General features: G+C 41.7%; 12 protein-coding genes. 8 read left to right on the forward strand and 4 right to left on the reverse strand.

Going from position 1 to position 18,462, the window contains the following annotated elements:
- From V7K15_RS16880 to V7K15_RS16900, 5 genes are all read left to right on the forward strand, one after another.
- Nucleotides 1–1,006, forward strand: a 1,006-nt coding sequence (locus tag V7K15_RS16880) for a glycosyltransferase family 2 protein (protein WP_334906881.1), incomplete at its 5' end; no start/stop codon positions are given.
- A gap of 78 nt (nt 1,007–1,084) precedes the next feature.
- Nucleotides 1,085–1,552 carry a DUF2141 domain-containing protein gene (locus V7K15_RS16885; RefSeq protein ID WP_334906883.1) on the forward strand — a complete coding sequence of 156 codons (468 nt, stop codon included), beginning with the start codon at nt 1,085–1,087 and terminating at the stop codon, nt 1,550–1,552.
- A gap of 248 nt (nt 1,553–1,800) precedes the next feature.
- On the forward strand, nt 1,801–3,060 hold the full coding sequence (locus V7K15_RS16890; protein WP_334906885.1) for a glycosyltransferase: 1,260 nt from the start codon (nt 1,801–1,803) through the stop codon (nt 3,058–3,060).
- A 578-nt stretch (nt 3,061–3,638) separates the two neighbouring features.
- Nucleotides 3,639–4,922, forward strand: coding sequence for a glycosyltransferase (locus V7K15_RS16895; protein ID WP_334906887.1), 1,284 nt, complete (start codon nt 3,639–3,641; stop codon nt 4,920–4,922).
- A 314-nt stretch (nt 4,923–5,236) separates the two neighbouring features.
- Entirely contained in the window at nt 5,237–5,878 is a 642-nt protein-coding gene (locus V7K15_RS16900; RefSeq protein WP_334906889.1) for a hypothetical protein, read from the forward strand.
- A gap of 237 nt (nt 5,879–6,115) precedes the next feature.
- On the opposite strand, the gene V7K15_RS16905 is transcribed toward V7K15_RS16900, so the two are convergent.
- Together V7K15_RS16905 and argZ are read right to left on the reverse strand one after the other, a co-directional pair.
- Complete coding sequence (locus V7K15_RS16905) at nt 6,116–6,640, reverse strand: DUF2085 domain-containing protein (RefSeq protein WP_334906891.1); 525 nt, start codon at nt 6,638–6,640, stop codon at nt 6,116–6,118.
- A gap of 58 nt (nt 6,641–6,698) precedes the next feature.
- Complete coding sequence (argZ, locus tag V7K15_RS16910; RefSeq protein WP_334906893.1) at nt 6,699–8,810, reverse strand: bifunctional arginine dihydrolase/ornithine cyclodeaminase; 2,112 nt, start codon at nt 8,808–8,810, stop codon at nt 6,699–6,701.
- A gap of 477 nt (nt 8,811–9,287) precedes the next feature.
- Here argZ and V7K15_RS16915 point away from each other — a divergent pair, with 477 nt between their 5' ends.
- Nucleotides 9,288–10,874, forward strand: coding sequence for a glycosyltransferase family 39 protein (locus tag V7K15_RS16915; RefSeq protein WP_334906895.1), 1,587 nt, complete (start codon nt 9,288–9,290; stop codon nt 10,872–10,874).
- A gap of 460 nt (nt 10,875–11,334) precedes the next feature.
- Nucleotides 11,335–15,309: a DUF2157 domain-containing protein gene (locus tag V7K15_RS16920; protein WP_334906897.1), complete on the forward strand. Its 3,975-nt coding sequence runs from the start codon at nt 11,335–11,337 to the stop codon at nt 15,307–15,309.
- A 342-nt stretch (nt 15,310–15,651) separates the two neighbouring features.
- Here the strand turns inward: V7K15_RS16920 and V7K15_RS16925 are convergent, their stop codons facing one another.
- Nucleotides 15,652–16,104 (reverse strand): hypothetical protein, encoded by a 453-nt coding sequence (locus tag V7K15_RS16925; protein WP_334906899.1) that lies wholly within the window; start codon nt 16,102–16,104, stop codon nt 15,652–15,654.
- Nucleotides 16,105–16,801: 697 nt separating this feature from the next.
- On the opposite strand from V7K15_RS16925, the gene V7K15_RS16930 reads away from it, so the two are divergent.
- Nucleotides 16,802–16,978 (forward strand): hypothetical protein, encoded by a 177-nt coding sequence (locus tag V7K15_RS16930; protein ID WP_334906901.1) that lies wholly within the window; start codon nt 16,802–16,804, stop codon nt 16,976–16,978.
- Between the two features lie 56 nt (nt 16,979–17,034).
- Here V7K15_RS16930 and V7K15_RS16935 read toward each other — a convergent pair whose 3' ends face one another.
- Complete coding sequence (locus tag V7K15_RS16935) at nt 17,035–17,994, reverse strand: NAD-dependent epimerase/dehydratase family protein (protein ID WP_334906903.1); 960 nt, start codon at nt 17,992–17,994, stop codon at nt 17,035–17,037.
- Nucleotides 17,995–18,462: the final 468 nt, after the last annotated feature.

Raw genomic sequence — 18,462 nt, forward strand, 5'->3', positions numbered from 1 at the left:
ATTTTTTGAATACTGGTTTTTTATGAATAGCAATCAGCCACGCTTGAGTATCGGATTACCTGTATACAATGGTGAAAAATTTATCAAAGAAGCCATAGATTCACTCTTGGCTCAAACCTTTGAAGATTTTGAGATAATTATTTCAGATAATGCATCTACAGATAAAACTGAGGAAATTTGTAGAGCATACGCCGAACAAGATAAACGTATCTCTTACTACCGCAATGAAAAAAATATCGGTTGCGCTCGTAACTTCAATCGTGTCTTTGAATTGTCTTCAGGTGAGTACTTTAAATGGGCAGCCCATGATGATTTACATGCTCCAGATTTTATCAAAAAGTGTATTGAGGTGCTTGACCAAGATCCGACGATAATCTTGTGTCACTCCCAAGTATATTTCATTGATGAACAGGGGGATTTTCTCCAAAACTACGATATCAAACTCAAGGCAGATGCACTAAAACCACACGAGCGTTTTCACGAATTGCTGACCAAGCATTTATGTTATCAATGTTATGGGGTAATTCGCGCCAGTGCCTTGAGAATGATACCGCCGATGGGTGGTTATGGTAATGCAGATGGAATTTTCTTGTTAAGACTTGGTATTATTGGGAGGTTTTATGAAATCCCTGAATATCTGTTTTTTGCCAGAAGTCATCCGCAACAATCAATGAGTATGTTCTTTCCCAATTACTTGTTGTTTGCTGACAAAAATCAAAAATCCTCATTGAGTATGCTGCCTGATTTTTATGCATATACAGTATGGTTTGATTCAGCAAAAAAAGGACAAGTTTTATTGCCACATTGGAGAATACTTTGGGAGTATATACTCTCTATATGGCGTAGTCCCCTGAGTTTGAATGACCGGCTGTGTTGTCATCGAAGTCTACATCAGCAGTTAAAAGGCACAGAATATCTTTTGCTGAAAGATTTCTTAAAAGCGCTGCAAAGGCTTTGGAAAAGTTGGCAACCAGTATCAATTCAAGAACAGCAAATCACATTTTGAACAAATCAGTTCAGAAAGAAAAGTTTGCTGTTGCAGCTTTTGATCATCTCCAAAATCACCTATTCTGACTAGAAACCTATGTTGAAACTATCTCAATTGTGTCGTGTTTTGGTTGCTACTTTAGTGAGCCTCAGCTTTGCTAAAACAGTGAATGCAGAGCCAGCTGCAACACTTAGTGTAGTTGTCAATGGAATACATCACCAAAAAGGTGAGATTTGCTTGCGACTTTACCCAAGTGAACGAGGATTTCCGACGAGTAGTAATAACGAAGATCAAAGTGGCTGCGTTAAGATTACTGGAAGTTCTGTAAAAAAAGAATTTTTCGGTTTGAAGCCTGGTACTTATGCTGTCGCCGTGGTTGATGATCAGAATGGCGATCGCAAACTCAATAAAGACTTTTTCGGTATTCCTAAAGAAGGTTTTGGAATTTCTAAAAATCCCACTGTGTCCATAGAAACAGGTACACCAAAGTTTCGTGATGCCAGTTTTGTTGTAAACAAAAATACAACAGTCAACATTACCATCAAATATTCGCTTGATTCGTAAAGGGTGTAGGGAGTGGGGAGTGGGGGGATGAGGGAGATGAGAGGGATGAGGGCGATGTAGCTTTAGCTTTCCTACGGAACGCTACGCGAACCCGCAGGGTGGGGGATGAGGGAGAAAAAATAACTAATATTTAATGCCCAATGCCCCATGCCCCATGCCCCATGCCCCATGCCCAATTCTTCAGAATTACGGTTTAGCTCACATCTACATACAAACAAGCCGAGATTCTACCGGAGATTAAAAATTTAATGGAAGATTTGGCCACATTTCTGTCTAAGTCTTTGATGAGTTGGGTGGTTATTCAGGTGTGTTTAACGCTTGTCTTTATATGGTATCTGCGCTCATCTAAAAAAAACTTATTACCAGATGATCAGTTGCCGAAAACAGCAGTGATTCTTTGCCTACGCGGAGCCGATCCGTTTTTGCCTAGATGTTTGCGATCGCTCCTAAATCAAAACTATCCACAGTATGATTTAAAGTTGATCGTTGATAGTCACGAAGATCCAGCTTGGAAAATTGCTAGTGAAACGATCACAGAGCAAGAAGCGACTAACGTTCAAATCAGCCCTTTGAGAATAGTACGCAACAATTGTAGTCTCAAATGCAGTTCTTTAGTGCAAGCTGTGCGTGAGTTGGACGATTCTTACAAAGTGGTTGCTCTAGTAGATGCTGATACTATAGTGCATATGAATTGGCTGCGAGAATTAGTCAGTCCTCTAGGGGATGCCAAAGTGGGGGCAACAACAGGTAATCGTTGGTACGTACCTACAGGTAAGTATTGGGGATCTTTAGTGCGGTACGCAGGCAATGTAGCTACAGTAGTGCAAATGTTTCTCTTCCAAATTCCTTGGGGTGGGACTTTGGCTGTGAAAACAGAAGTGCTTCGCCAAACAGAATTACTAGATAAGTGGGAACAAGCTTTAGGCGAAGATTTTATGATGCACAACATCCTCAAAAAACATGGGTTGCAGGTAAAGTTTGTGCCTTCGCTGTTGATAGTAAATCGTGAAGAGACTGATTTATTCAACTTAATAGACGATCTCAAGCGTCTAATGCTGTATTCTCGATTGTATCACCCACGTTGGTTGGCTTTAGTTAGTGAAGCTGTTTCTAGCATTTTGTTTCCTACTACAGTCATCATCTTAATTCTGGAGTCGTTGTTAGAGGCAAAATGGGAAGCTGCGACTGCCTTATTAGGCTGCTATGCAGTCTATACTGTCGCATTACTTTTGGTAATGCTGGTGTTGGAATTAGAGATACAGCGAGTGGTTCGCTCTAATGACCAAGCGATCGCCAAATTATCAGCTGCTACAATCATCAAAATGTTAATTGCGATTCCCTTGACACAATGGGTTTATGGGTTCGCAATACTATCATCCCTGTGGATCTCAACAGTTACTTGGCGCGGTGTCAGCTATCGGGTTCAAGGTCCCTGGAATGTCAGGCTAGTGGAATATCGCCCTTATCAATGGTTAGATCAGCCTATTGATAGTAAGGTTTCTCTTTGAACTGAATTGCTAGATATGAACTAGGGCATGAAAGTTATTACACTAAACATTCCCTAGTCTTCCAATTATATTATCTTATATTTAGTAGAACAATATTAGCTATAACTCTTGTCAAAATAGACGCTTTTGCTTGTTGATTACCAAAATGTATTTGCATTATTGGCAAGGGTTTAGATAAATATATTAAGGGCAATTATGACTGAGAAACTTGGATGCTTTGATAGTTTTTAAACCAGGTTTATATGGTGGTTTCCAGTTTAGTCTAATACAGACCTAACCCCCAACCCCTTCCCTACATTCGCGCAGCGTCTCGTTGGCGAAGCCTCTCGTAGAGAAGAGAGGAAAGGGGAGTAAGCCTCAAAGTCAGGAGAGAGAGCAGAGTCTATTGCACACAAACGATAAGCGCTATAAGTATCCACTTCACAATCGATAACTTAGGCTAATTTAAAATTTGTAAATCCTTATTTTAACTGCATTAGTAGGAATTTGTAAGCCAACTAATCAGGATCTTCAGGAAAGATTCGCTGCGTAAATCATCAATTAAAAACCACCATTTTCGTAAAATATTCCCCTTTTCTATGACTAAGCAAAAACTTCGCATTGCACTGTTTACAGGATTGTACGCTCCTTTCTTAACTGGAGTTTCTGTTGCAGTACACCAACGGGTTCGTTGGTTACTAGAGCAGGGACATGAGGTTTTTCTAATCCATCCGCAAATTAACGATCGCTACCCCAAAAATGTCGGCGATCGCCCCATGCCCGGTTTAGATGAAATTCAGTCTTTCCCCAACTTCTCTGCTTACGCATTCCCTACAGAACCACTCATATTATATAAGTCTCTTCCTCAACCATTGCACTATCGACATTGGAGCGATACCAAATTGTTGGAGAAATTCAAACCCGATATTATAGTGGTTGAAGAAGCGGCGCAAATGAGAGGTTTATACTCATTTTTCTTGCAAGGTTATGGTCGTCCCATCGGCGTTGAATACGCAAAACGAACAAGAACCCCAATAATATCACTCTTCCATACAGATATCGTTGCGTATATCAAATATTACTTTGGAGATCGGTTCTTTAGCTTGGTTCGTCCGATCATTCCTGCTTTAGTCAAGCAATTTAGTGAGTCTTATGACTTCAATTACTTCTCTTCTAAAGAACAACTCACTAAATACCAAGAACTGAAATGCCAACGTGCTGAATACGTCGCTTATCAAGGCATCGATTGCGAAAAATTTCACCCGCGAAACATTTCTTACAACCCCATTCCTAATGATAACCGACCGACTCTTTTGTTTGTCGGACGTATCACCCCCGAAAAGAATGTTAACCAACTACTTGATATATTTCCGCTCATTGCTGCCAAAATCCCTGATGTCCATCTGGTGATTGTTGGTAGTGGACCCCTGGATGAGGAAATCCGTCAGCGTGCCCAAAAGTTTGGATCGGGTATTACCGTATGGGGTGAGTCTCACGGCACAGAACTTTTGGGTTGGTTTGCCAGAGCGGATGTTTTTATCAACCCCTCCATCACCGAGAACTTCTGCACTACAAATAACGAGGCGTTAGCGTCTGGAACCCCTGTAGTTGCTGTTGTTGCACCCTCAACCTCAGAACAGGTATTTCCTGGTCGTAACGGCTTCCTTGCCCAACCTAACAATCCCACAGACTTTGCCCAAAAGGTGATTGCGATTTTGGAAAATCCTGATTTGAAAGCAGATATGACTAAAAACGCTCGCCCCTCCATACTCGAATTTGATTGGTCGGCATGTATGCAAAAATTAGAAGAAAAACTCTACCAGATCGTTGAAGGATCTCAGCAGGTGAAGCTAAATACACGCAGTATAAAACCACAGCGATAACCAACACAGCGATCTAATCAAAAACCTAACCCCCCAGCCCCCTTCCCTATAAGGAAAGGGGGAGCTAAACTCCCCTCTCCGAAACGGAGAGGGGTTGGGGGAGAGGTTCTTCTAGGATTACTAAATTAGCGATCGCTAATTATTCCCTGCCAAGGAACTCCTTAGTATTCAATATCTTAAGCTAGTATGATATTTATTAAAAGTTCTGTAAAATCAAAAATAAATTTCCAGTGAAATTACTCTAATAACTTTCAATTAATACGTTAATAGCTGTATTATCTTGATGTCATACTACGGTTAATCAAGTAATTTTTATGAAATATGCACAAAAATTCGCAGTGTCTATTTTTGGAGCAGCTTTTATTGCCTTGGGCACAGGGCAAATAGCGCAAGCAGTGCTATTAGTTGAATCAGAGTCAGCCGTAGTAAATCTTGATGCTAAAAAAGTGTTATTTACGATAAATTTTAATCAGGTGCCAGATTTTTTCACAGTTGATAAATTTAATAGGCAAACCAACTCTTTCCAATACTTTATCGATCCGCATGGGGAATTGCCTATTGTGAATGCATCCCGTATCTATAGTAACTTTTCCTCAATTATTCGCGGAGATGAAATTCCAGTTGCAGGTGACGTGAGGATACGTGATGTTTTTTCAGTTGGCCGATCGGAACCAAATTCAGGCGGCTGGGGTAAGATTCGGGGTTCAGTACCATACAACCTTGATGGCACTGTCTTGAAATTTTCAACACCTCTGCAACTTATTGGAGATTCAGATGGCGTGTTTAGCTACCAATTGCTTTTAACTGAGTTTGGTAGCTGGAATGGGATTACAAACGAAAATAAGTCTATTATTGCCAGCGTTCCCGAACCTAATTTAGCATTGGGTGCATTAACTTTTGCAGCTTTAAGTGTCGGCTTACAGCCCAAACGTAAACATAAATCAGCCGTTAGTTAACCCCCAGTCTTGTAAATCAATACTGTTCAGTTAAGGATTCTTTGTCGAAATTTGATACGTGTAGAGACGTTGCATTACAACGTTTCTACTAAGGAATAACAATTAAATAACATACAATTTATGTCCCTGGCTTACCTCACCCTCAATCCCTCTCCGATATATTGGAGAGGGATCGTGAGACAGGATGAAGTTTTGCATTTTATTTAATCCACGTTTCTAAATCCCGAAAAACCATTTCTATAATTCATCCAAGCTAGTTTTAGCACCATGCCAGCCGTGCAAAATTGGCATAGTAAACAATCCCCACGCCAAACCTGTAATTAACCCAAAAGGTGTAACCAGATAGTTATTAAAACTCCACAAACCAAAAACCTGTGCTGCCAATTCCAAAGGATAAGCCATCATCAGCACAGTTGCGATCGCTGCACCACTCCAGCCATACTGACTTAACCAGTAAAATCCCTTACCACCAGTTAGCCCATACAGCAGGCGAGTAACCAGCAAACCTGTGACAGTGCCATAGCAACGCATACACACAGCCATCATAAATGGTGGTGCTAAATCTAACCCCATATCTGGTTGCGGACATACATGATTACCCATGAAATAAATGATGTCCGCAATTTCCCCAAGCAAAAACACCCCAGACGCAGCCAGAAAGGGAGCAATTGGCGGGCCAAAAACCATCCCCACCAACATAAAATCAGCAATCAAACTGACCCAATTAATCTGCAACTCTTCACTCAAAGCGACTCTTCTCATCTCCCTTTCTCTGCGCCCTCTGCGCCTCTGCGGTACCCCGTTTCACGTCTACGTCTCCCTAACCTACCTTATTAACATAGGGACTTGTTAACTTATCCAACTGCTGAATCAACAGACTGAGAAACAAACCCACATCCGTCACCACACCTACAGATTCCACAGAACCGCGATCGCTTAACTTAGTCACCACAGCTGGATTAATATCCACACATACCATTTTCACCCCAGCCGGAGTCATATTCCCGACTCCAATAGAGTGCAGCATTGATGATAGCATTAAAATCATCTCCGTGCCTTCTAAGTGTTTAGCGTATTCCTCCTGTGCTTTAATCAAATCCATTTGGGTATCAGGTAAAGGCCCGTCATCCCGAATCGATCCAGCAAGTACAAAAGGTATATTGTTGTGGACACACTCATACATCACGCCACTTTTAAACGCCCCCGCCTCCACAGCTTTCGGAATGCTGCCATAATGACGGATAGTATTAATTACCTTCAGGTGATGGCGGTGTCCACCACGGACGGCGACACCCCGCTTCATGTCTACACCCAAGGAAGTGCCCATGATATTTTGCTCAATGTCGTGAACTGCGATCGCATTACCACCAAGCAAGACCTGTACATATCCTTCTCGAATTAGTTGCGCCAAGTGTTCGCCGCCACCAGTATGAATCACCACCGGGCCAGCCGTGACAACTACCTTACCCCCAGCATCGCGGATTTTCCGCAATTCCCAAGCCACTTGCTCAACCACTAATTCCACGCGCCGTTCACTGGAAACGCCCGCCGACATAAAGCTAAATTCTTGAGTGCTGCGTAGTTCCCGCGATTCCGTTTTGCGGATGGTGCGGATACCTAACACGTCTACAATTACCTGTTCGCCAACTTCTAAATCGCGGAGTATTTTACACCGAGCAACTAAACCAGTGGTAGTTTGAGTAATAGCGATCGCCCCATCCATCCGTTGATTTTCCACCTTCACCCACAGACCATTAATTCGGACTTCGGTGGGATAAATCGTACTGACGTAGAAATCATCAGGCGCTACACCAGCTTGGATCACAGGCTCCAGTTTAGCATCTCGCTCATCATGCGGTAAATCTACAGCACCCAAATCAATCAACAGTGAGATGATTTCTTCCATCACCTCATGGGATGGTGCCGATACCTTCACTTCGGCGGCTGAGGTACTTTGGCGCTGTTCTCCCAAGTTGAAATTCAGGACTTGGAAACTTCCCCCGGCATCTATAATTAAATCCAAAGCGTGGTTAATTAAGCCAGCGTCCAGCAAGTGTCCTTCCATCCGAATGACGCGGCTTTCTACCGAGACATTAGCATGAATTTCATCTCTAACTGGTTCCGTCACCCGCAGAGTTAAGCATTTAGCCGCGCCACCAGCTTTGAGAAATTCCGTAAGTGGTGTTTCTAGCACTTGGAAACCGGCATCTGCAAGGCGGGTTTTTAAAGCCTCACTCGCCTTGTTCATGATCACGATGCTATCCACATTCACCGTATTACAAGCGAAGTTGACTGCATCCGCTTCTTCAATGGCGATTCGCTTTTCTGGTGCGACTCGCATCTCAATTAAGCGGTTGGAGTAGGAATCGAAAGCGCCGGGATAGTACAGCAAATAGCCATTTGCTAAAGGACAAAAGCAGGTATCCAGGTGATAGAAACGTTCATCTATGAGTCGTAGGGAAAGCACCTCAATATCCAGCCATTTAGCTAGATAAGGGTGAGAATCTAATTCTGAGCGGAAACCGTATCCCGCCCATAACCAGCGTCCTTCCCGATCCAGCAGTGCGTCCCCGGCTCCTTCAAAGGGCAAATCTTTGGGAAGTTCATTGACTGTATAACCATTTGCCTCAAACCATTGTTTGAAGAAAGGCTCCTCTCCCTGACGTTCTTTGTGTAAAAAGCGACTGAGAACGACGTTATTCCCTAGTACTAACCCAGCGTTGGCGGTAAAAACCAAATCAGGCCAGCCTTTTTCCGGTGGTACTAAGTCTACAATTGCGTGTTCTTTAAGGATCTGGTGTAGTCCTTGCCACTGTTGGACGGCGCGATCGCGCGATGATTTGTGAATATTCCCTTCCATCCAGGGATTAATCACATAGTCCACATCGTAGTGGTCAGGAGGACACATTAAAAAGCGAATACGGGAAGTCATAAAAATCTTACAAGCGTTTTAGATGCTACAAGCTTACTTGGAATACAGATTTTTGATTTACTGATATTTAGTAAAATCTGCTCCTAGAGCTTCTATCTTTTGATAGTTGAAGGCTTTACAAGGGCTTCGTTCTTAATTCTATTACGGAAGATGCGAATAAGTAGAGAAGGTGGCAAAATGACATCGATCTCTCCAACATGACTGTTTTAGTAGTGCTGAGTCAGTCCGCTCTTAGGGCGGGGGGGCGACGAGCGCAGGGGAAACCTCATGCTTAAAAGTACTTCAGTGTTTAATCCTTGTTGGATCGCGGCTGTAATTTTTGGATGTCAAGAGTTTTCAAATAAATACTTGTAACGTGTGGCAATACGTATTAGAGTAACATTGCAACCCAAATGACTACTAAAAAACGATTCTGGCGAGCAATCAGAATAAAATTTTACCACCGTTTCTTAAGGCTTTGAGGAGATTGAAAACTGCATGAAAAAGCAATTGTCGCAGAACTGGCTTATTTCTAAATCTTGGTTAAGTTTTTTAATCATCATTCTATTAGTAATAGGTGTATTTTTTCGCTTCGTCAATCTTGACAAAAAAATTTATTGGGGTGATGAAGTTTTCTCATCATTACGCATATCTGGCTATACGCAGTCAGAAATGAAGGAGCAGTTAGGGAATGGTCATTTGATCAGCATAGAAGAGTTGCATAAATACCAATATCCCAATCCTGAAAAAAACACACTTGATACAACTAAAGGGGTTATTTTAGAAGACTCGCAGATTTTGCCGCTATACATCTTGATGACCCGGTTTTGGGTAGAGTTGTTTGGGAATTCTGTAGCAGCGACAAGAAGTTTTTCGGCATTCCTTAGTCTGCTCACCTTTCCTTGTCTTTATTGGCTATGTAAAGAATTATTTAAGTCTTCACTAATCGCGTGGATAGCGATCGCGTTGGTAGCCGTTTCACCTATTCATGTCGTGTATGCCCAAGAAGCAAGAGCATATAGTTTATGGATAGTAACCATTTTAATATCGAGCGTAGCACTGCTGCGAGCCATGCGCCTTAAAACAAAGATTAGTTGGTGCATTTATGCAATCACATTATCACTAGGGTTTTATACTCATCTATTTTTTACCTTGGTTGCTTTTGCACAGGGAATTTATGTAATTGCAATCGAACGCTTCCGATTGAGTAAAACATCGATTTATTACCTCCTATCATCGCTTGCGGGGTTTATAAGTTTTGTACCTTGGATTTGGATTATTATTACTAACCCTCAACCAGAAGCAGTAGATTGGACGAATACTAAACAAACATTATTTGGCTCAGTTACAAGGTGGGCTGGTATTTTCAGTCGGACTTTTCTTGATTTAGGTATTAGCCCTAGCGACCCAGGAAAACTTAAGATTGCATTAATCCCTTTTATTTTAATTATTTTAGTTCTAATGGTCTACTCAGTTTATTTTATCTGTCGAAGAAGCTCTAAAGATGTTTGGTTATTTGTCTTAACCTTAATTGGATCTGTAGGGATTCCCCTACTGATAGCGGATTTTGTCTTTCAAAAGCGATACGCTACTAGTCGATATACACTTCCCTCGGTTTTAGGTATAGAGTTAGCTGTTGCTTATCTATTTACCACTAAAATCACGTCTATTTCTACTAAAGTTTGGCAAAAAAAGCTCTGGTCATTTGTAGCGTTCATCGTAATTATCAGCGGAGTTACATCTGGCCTAATCCAGTCTCAAGCTCAGATTTGGTGGAACAAATTACCTGAAAGATACCAAGAATATCCTAAAATTGCTAACATTATTAGCCAAGGAAATAAACCGCTTTTAATTAGTGATACTGATAACATACTTCCACCCATACAAATGCTCGGTTACTTAGTTGATCCAAAAGTCCGATTTCAAATTGTAGATAAAAATCATTTACCAGAGATTACTAATGGTTTTACTGACATATTCTTGTTCAAGCCCTCCGACTTCTTAAAAGCTGGAATTGAGAAAATTTATAACTCAAAGTTACAGCAGATAAACGACCTTCTCTGGAAAATAACAAAATCCGCTTAAGGGACTTAGAATCAAAAAAATATCCAAATTGTGGGGTGCGTTCTAGCGGTTCCCAGGTATATGAAGTACATATTAAAACCTCACCCCCAGCCCCTCTCCGTGAGTTCGGAGAGGAGAGATAAAGCACAGCTTTATCGGGGTGAGTTAAGCTGTACCCTATTCTTAATTAGGAAGCGCTATATGCTTTTGGCTAATACGATTTCTTTTTGAAGATGCACCTATGGGACTTACCCAAAACTGTGCTGTAGGGGCAATACCCTGCGGTCAGCTAAAGCTACATGAATTGCCCCTACGTGAATAAAGCGCAGCCTCACATAGAATTGGTATTACGGCGTAATAGTTAAATATCGCTCGGAGATTAAAAATTAATATTAATTAGCTTAATAACTGGCACAATTAGAGCCAAAATATACTTTAATTAAATTCGTGATTTAAGTATATACTTATATGGTTGCGGCTTATGTCATTGCCTCTTGACCACCCACTAAAATTTGAAATCAGACTGCCATCTTCCCATCCTCAGTTATTAGAAGGACTAGATATATGGCTGCACTTAGGTTTGATATCCGATACCCAAGTTAGGCAGCTATGCCGAGAGTTTCTGGTGTGTGCGGTGGTGTTGCAACCCCAGACGGAAGCTGAGACAAAGGTAGTATTTGCAACTTCCGACACCGGGGAGCATTTGCCCGTAGCAGCTTTACAATCTAGTAGCCGTAGACAACCGCAACAAAAACCAGCTAAACCCAACTTGATCAGCACAATGTTGCAGTCCTTGGGGGCAGAACTGAGTGTGCGTTGGCTGCTTTTTCTAGGGGTATTTCTGGTAGTGGTGTCCTCTGGGGTACTGGCTGCAAGTCAGTGGGAGAGGTTTCCGGCTTCTGGACAGTATGGAGTTTTATTTGTTTATACTTTGAGTTTTTGGGGGTTAAGCTTTTGGGCGACTAGGCAAAGCAACCTCAGATTAACGGCTCAGACATTGCTGATTATCACCCTTTTGTTGGTGCCGGTGAACTTTTGGGCAATGGATAGCTTTCGGTTGTGGCAAAATCCTCTGAATTGGATTGTAGTTGCGATCGCCTGTCCTACCCTGACTGCTATAACTGTTTTACTCTCCAAAAATCGGACTATTTTTGCCAATTTACATACAGGCAAATTACCTCTAGCAAATATTTTGGGGCTGAGTTATCTGCATTGGGGTTGGCAATTAAGAGGATTTCCCTTGATTGCCGTTTATGTCGCAATGATTGGTACAACTATCATTACCGTTTATCACAATTACCAACAGCCTAATCCGATCAGCGACGAAGATCGGCGCGATGTCTACGACGGGCTACGCCTAGGCCATAAATTAAATATTGGTTTGCCTACTGCCGTAATTATTTATGCCTTAATAGTGTTGTTAGTGCGGGCGATTTTTGTTGTTGGGGTAGATGTCACGCAGCTGGGGTTAGCTATTGGTATTTGCGGCTGGTTGGTGACTTGGTTAGCACAGAGGGGAGCAGAGGAAGCAGAGGAAGTAACAGTAATATTCTCCCCATCCCCCACCCTGCGGTCAGCTAAAGCTACATTTCCCTCACTCTGGGAAAGACTTGGTGGCATTTTACTCTTCCTGGGTTGGCTGGTTTCGGTAGTGAGTTATCCTTGGCAGGCGATCGCTATAAGTGGTTTAAGTTTGTGGTATGTGGGAAATCGCTTGTGGCGGCACAGTTTCAAGGTAGACTTCGCAGCAGTTTTTGTCATCGGCTTACAGACGATTTGGCTCTTTTGGCGGTTAGTACCTGATAACTTACAGAAATGGGCGATCGCAACTGGCACCCAAGTTACCAATTCTCAAAATGAACCTGGGGCTTTGCTGGGTATAGCTTTATTTCCCTACGTAATTTTGATGGTGGCGCTTACAGATCGCCTTTATCGCCGCCAAAAGCGAGAAGTGGCTAAATTTGGCGAACTGCTCACCCTCTTATTGGGAGCTTTTTTAACAACGATCGCTCTCATAAATCCCACATTGCGATCGCTAAATCTGCTATTTTCTACAATCACTCTGGCATTCGTCACCCAACGCCGCGCCCCCTCATCCCTTCCGCTAGTATCTCTAACTCACATGATTGGGGTGCTGACATTTTGCTCTACCATTAATTGGCTCTTACCAAGTCTGAGTCACCAAGCCTGGGCAAGTATTTTATTAGCTCTGATGGTTGCAGAATGGGGATTTAGCGTCGAGGAAGGTTTATGGCGACGTAGTGCATGGGACATGGGTTTAGGACTATCCGCCGCTAGTTTTTTCTTATTGTGGATGAATGCAGAATCATCTTGGTATGGCATAGCTGATAGCCAAGCGCATTGGGGAATCATTTGGCTAGTTACGCCTTTAGCTCTCACAGGTGTTGCCAATTGCACACTTAGAGAGCGTCGGACTACTACCCGTTATTTGAGTGTCTTGGCTATAGGAGTTGCCCAGCTACTGACTTTACAACTACCAGGAACCAGATTAATCGGTTTGGCTGTGGCTGCCGGGTTGATGTTCACAAATACGCGCTATCTGCGAAACCAAACATCTGCGGTAATTACAGAAGGATTTCTTCTGAGTTTCATTGGGGCGCTATTATGGACGGGTGTACCTGGTTTACCTCGCTTGGCGTTAGCAGGTTGGTTTGTCGCCGGAGCGATCGCAACTCTCAGTTTATGGTTAGTGACCACAGTTTTGAGCCGACGCGGTAACGAATTATCACTTATATATGCAGCCGCCAGTGATCAATGGGCGATCGCCTTGTGTGGTTTTCAGTTGTTAGGTTTGACGCTGCATTCAGTACTGATTTACCAAGGGTTTACTACTTCGGGATTTTTCTACTTAATTGCCACTGCAATCACCTTGACAGCCATTGTTTATCGCAGTTGGCGTGAACCGACAAATTGGGCATTTTATAGCATCGGTTGGTGTTTGGAATTGTTGACTGCCGAAGCGCTGGGATTTGGGGAACGTTCAACTGTTAAGATTGCAATCGCAAATATCGCTTTAGGTTTAATTGCTCAACTTCTTGGCGAGTGGTGGCGACGACGACATCAATTAGAAAGGCTTCCTAACAGTTTTCACATTTTGCCATTAATTTATGGTGCATTCAGTGTATTGCTGCGTTTGCACACCTTCACCGAATGGACAGGTTTGTATTCCTTGGGTGTAGCTTTAATTATCATTGGTGTCGGGCGACGGCGCGAGAACTTTAAACCCCTGCTGTATTTAGGAATCATTGGCGTATCCATTTCTGCTTATGAACTTTTGTTCTATCAAATATTACAAGCTTCAGGAGGAGCGTTAGGTGATGGGTTGATTGCCATGTCTGCTCTTGGTGCCAGTATCATGTATGCTTACCGTATTCTGTCGCCTTGGCTTGTCAGCTACTTACGCCTAACTCCCCAAGAACTGAAAAGAATTGCCCATATTCATTGGGTTTGGAGTAGCTGTTTATTAATGGCTGCCATTACTACTCCCATTGGAATTAACCGTTTAGTGGGATTGGCAACGGGGGTATTTTTGATTCGTTATGCCATCTTTCAGGGACGAAATTTGGGCACTTCCCCACTTACCGAAACTTCCCGCCGGATCTTGGGAGGAATCACAATAGCCCAAATGTGGGTTTACCTGGGCTTATTAGAGGTAGCCGGCATGAGGATTTATTGGCGGGAGACAGCAGTCGGAAAATTTTGGGCTGGGCCGTTAGTTCCTTGGAATGGTGCGATCGCCTGTGTGGTAGCCTATTTTCTATACATCCTACCTTGGGAAAGTTGGGGTTGGTCTAAAAGACCTTGGCAACAAGCTGCATACATCATACCACTGGTCATTTTATGGGAAACCAGACTAAAAACTTACCCCATTACCTTGCTACTCGCAGCTGGATTCTACATCTTCTTAGCAAAGGTGGGTGAAAACATCCGTTTTACCTATATTAGTGTGGCGTTGATTAATTGGGCACTTTACCGTTGGTTTAATTCCTTACATCTAACTCATGCTTTATGGTATGTAATACCCATTGGATTATCACTGCTTTATATTGCTCAAGTCGATACCCAACTAAAATTACCAAAGTACAAAACATCTCGTCATATTCTGAGAGTGCTAGGTAGTGGTTTAATTTGTGGGTGGGCAATTTTATTTCATCAACATCCAGCCTGGATACCGGGGATTTTCAGCCTCATCGCCATTTTTGCCGGATTAGCTTTGCGAGTGCGGGCTTTTCTCTACATTGGTACAGCCACTTTTTTAATCACTACAATCTACCAATCAGTAATTTTCAGCTTGCAGTACTCTTTCTTAAAATGGGTTATTGGCTTGCTCGTTGGCATTTTACTAATTTATATTGCCGCCAACTTTGAAACCCGTCGCGCTCAAATAACTTCCTTAATTCGTAGCGCCATTGATGAATTTCAATCATGGGCATAGCGCTAGGAATTAAAAATTTTTAATTCCTAATTTGTAATGCTCATTGACTTATAGTGCGATCGTTCTGAATTATAAGATAGAATTGATCGGCCGCACTATTTGATTAAGTTTTTGTTATCATGAGACTTAGAATTTGAGACTTTGCGAGCAGCTATGCAATCAATTGGGCAACTGATGAAAGAGATATTATCTTTGCCCAGTGCAATTAAAACCAAGAGATTCTTCTTGGTTTACTATTTAGAAATTCTAATGCTTAGGCTGAAACGGCTGTATTTCAGTTGCTTTTTAAAAGTTTCTGGTTTACTGACAAAGCAATTTAGGATTAAGCAAAGCAGCTTATCTTTAGTTTCTCAATCTTGTACCACTTGCCCATACAGCAGTATTATCACCTTTATAAATTACCAAGTTACCATCATCTTGAAGTTGGAGACTACAACTAGAAGCAGTTGCAGTAAAAGTTGCCCAGGTGGGGATTGCATTAGAATCATAAATGACTAAATTGCAGTCGTATTGCATGATGATATTGTTAACTTCTGTGTCAAAAGTGTTTGATGCCCACAGAACATTGTTGGATGAATCATAAAGAACAAAGTTTCCATCACTTTGCAGTTCGGCTATATATTGCTGATTAGGTGAAATCAAGTATTGACCAGGAGATAATAATTCGCCTGTATTAAGGCTAGATGTACCCGCACCCGCCAGAGCCTTGTTTTGTTGAATAAGCAATGTAGATGGTGATAAAATTGCACATGCTGTTGTCAAACATAGAATTTTAAACAGTTTAGATAATTTCACAAACGTACCTCCAATAAAGTTCTGTTTTCTGCAAATAATTCTGAGATGCGATAGCGAGAAATTCGCGCAATTAAGTAGTCCTTCAAAATATTGCTGGGACGAAAACTATTGCGCTTTTAGGTTCAAAACAACAACCAAGAGGTTATTGCAGACTATAATTTATACCCTTGGTGTTTTTACGGTGTTGTCATGTCCTAATCAACTTCAGAATATACTGTTAGTTGCTGTTTAATAAATAAACGTTTAAAAAAATTTACAGTTTAAAAGAACTTGACAAACTAGTACCGCAAGGCGAAATTCAAAATTCAAAATGAATACAATAGACCTCTTGCAAAAGTCCCTAACACCCCACCCCTTGCGGGTGGTCTTTTAACTCAGCACTCTAAGCCGAGGAACTCAGCACTCTTAATGTTTTTGTATTTCGCGCAGTTTGTAGCAACTTCCGCCTTAAGAGTAGAAACTTCCGCCTTAACGTTTAGGTGTTTCGCGCAGTTTGTAGCAACTTTCGCCTTGACGTTTCCGTGTTTCTCGCAGTCTGTAGCAACTTCCGCCGTGACGTTTCCGTGTTTCGCGCAGTCTGTAGCAACTTCCGCCTTCCTTGTAAGAACTTCTGCTTTAACCTTACTAAGTCCTAAGTGAAAAAAAGTAGGAGATGGTTTACTGTACAGATTTCTAACATCTCCAAATTTTTGATGTTTTGTTAACCCAAATCACCGAAAATGAACGAGATTTGGCGGACTATTCTGAAAAAATTTTGCTTGGTGTTGCTTATAAGTTTGGTAAAAATAGCCATGAGTATCAGATGGCTGGGGGTACTCGTAAAAGCGAGCGCAAGCGTACTGTGCGCCAAGGTGTTGTTTTAGCTACCAGCTAAGGGCAAGACTCTTATCAATACGCTTTGCATAACAAAAGTCAGAGGGATGAGGAAAATTAGCAGGATAGGGAATACAAAGATTTCACCCACTCCCACTCCTGCGTCAAACCCTCTCTCAAGGAGACTTGCGGCTGATATCCCAGAATTTTCTGCGCTTTAGATACATCAGCAGCAGTGTGGCGGGCGTCTCCCATCGCCTTTTTTACGTGGTTTATTTTGATTGACTTCCCAACGATTTCTTCAATCCTATCCAAGACTTCTGTTAAAACTACCCTGCTACCGCCACCGATGTTAAAGATTTCTCCCACTGCTTCGGGTGCGATCGCGGCGGCTAAATTAGCAGCGATAATATCACTAACATACGTAAACTCCCGCGTTTGCTGGCCATCGCCGTAAATAGGAATCGCTTCATCTTGCAAAATCGATTTAAAGAACTTATGAAATGCCATATCTGGGCGCTGTTTAGGGCCATAAACTGTGAAATAGCGCAATGTCACACAAGGCACACCAAAGTTTTTGTAATATAGTTCACACAAAAACTCTGCTGCTAGCTTTGTAATGCCGTAAGGAGAAACTGGTTGAGGGCAAATTCCCTCGTGGGTAGGTAATGTTTCAGCATCACCATATACACTCGATGAAGAGGCAAATACTAACCTTTTCAGATGTTTAGCATCTTTGGCTGCTTCTAGCAAAACTTGTGTAGCGTTAATATTTCGTTCTGTGTAACCTCGAAAAGCTTTACCCCAACTTGCTCTCACACCTGCTTGTGCCGCTTGATGGTAAACTAGATCAACATCTTTTAGGAGTTTGTGCCAATCTAAAAACTGAATATCTCCTTCAATTAATCTAAAGCCAGGTGAACGATGCAAGTCTACAATATTCTTACGCTTTAACATCGGATCGTAGTAATCATTAAATTCATCAATTCCGATTACTTCTTCTCCTTGTTGCAGCAATGTTTCTGCAAGATGAGAACCAATAAACCCGGCGGTTCCAGTAACGATAATTTTAGCCATGCTGCCTATTTTTTTATATCCTGATTAATCTTTAATATTCACAAGTTAATAATTATAATCAATAATCCGTTACTAATTGATAATTTTTTAAATTCCTTATTGGAGGTTATCAACATAATAGATAATTAAACTAATATACTTATATTTAAGATATATTATTAAATATATTTAATAATTGCTAACAACAAAAATTATAAATCCACTAATTCCTGAAATCTAATTTGAAGAATAAGTCCAGTTGAAATTCAATAGCTAAAACAGGTCAGCATCTCTGACTTTTCACGGTATCTGGAAAACCTCTCTCTAAATCTCTCTTTTAAAAGGAGAGAGACTTTGAATTTTCCCCCTTTCCTGGTAGGAGGGTTAGAGGATGCTTGAAAAGTCGTGATGGATGTCAAATATTCTTTTACCCCACCCTAACCCTCCCCTTGGAAAGGGGACTTGATTTTCTTGTTTCCCTCCTTGTAA

The organism is Nostoc sp., assembly GCF_036919815.1.
Classification (GTDB): Bacteria; Cyanobacteriota; Cyanobacteriia; order Cyanobacteriales; family Nostocaceae; genus Nostoc.

Coding starts and splice junctions, on each gene's coding strand:
- V7K15_RS16895 (WP_334906887.1), top strand. CDS start 3,639: ATGACTAAGCAAAAACTTCGCATTGCACTGTTTACAGGATTGTACGCT.
- V7K15_RS16935 (WP_334906903.1), bottom strand. CDS start 17,994: ATGGCTAAAATTATCGTTACTGGAACCGCCGGGTTTATTGGTTCTCAT.
- V7K15_RS16915 (WP_334906895.1), top strand. CDS start 9,288: ATGAAAAAGCAATTGTCGCAGAACTGGCTTATTTCTAAATCTTGGTTA.
- V7K15_RS16920 (WP_334906897.1), top strand. CDS start 11,335: ATGTCATTGCCTCTTGACCACCCACTAAAATTTGAAATCAGACTGCCA.
- argZ (WP_334906893.1), bottom strand. CDS start 8,810: ATGACTTCCCGTATTCGCTTTTTAATGTGTCCTCCTGACCACTACGAT.
- V7K15_RS16900 (WP_334906889.1), top strand. CDS start 5,237: ATGAAATATGCACAAAAATTCGCAGTGTCTATTTTTGGAGCAGCTTTT.
- V7K15_RS16885 (WP_334906883.1), top strand. CDS start 1,085: ATGTTGAAACTATCTCAATTGTGTCGTGTTTTGGTTGCTACTTTAGTG.
- V7K15_RS16890 (WP_334906885.1), top strand. CDS start 1,801: ATGGAAGATTTGGCCACATTTCTGTCTAAGTCTTTGATGAGTTGGGTG.
- V7K15_RS16905 (WP_334906891.1), bottom strand. CDS start 6,640: ATGAGAAGAGTCGCTTTGAGTGAAGAGTTGCAGATTAATTGGGTCAGT.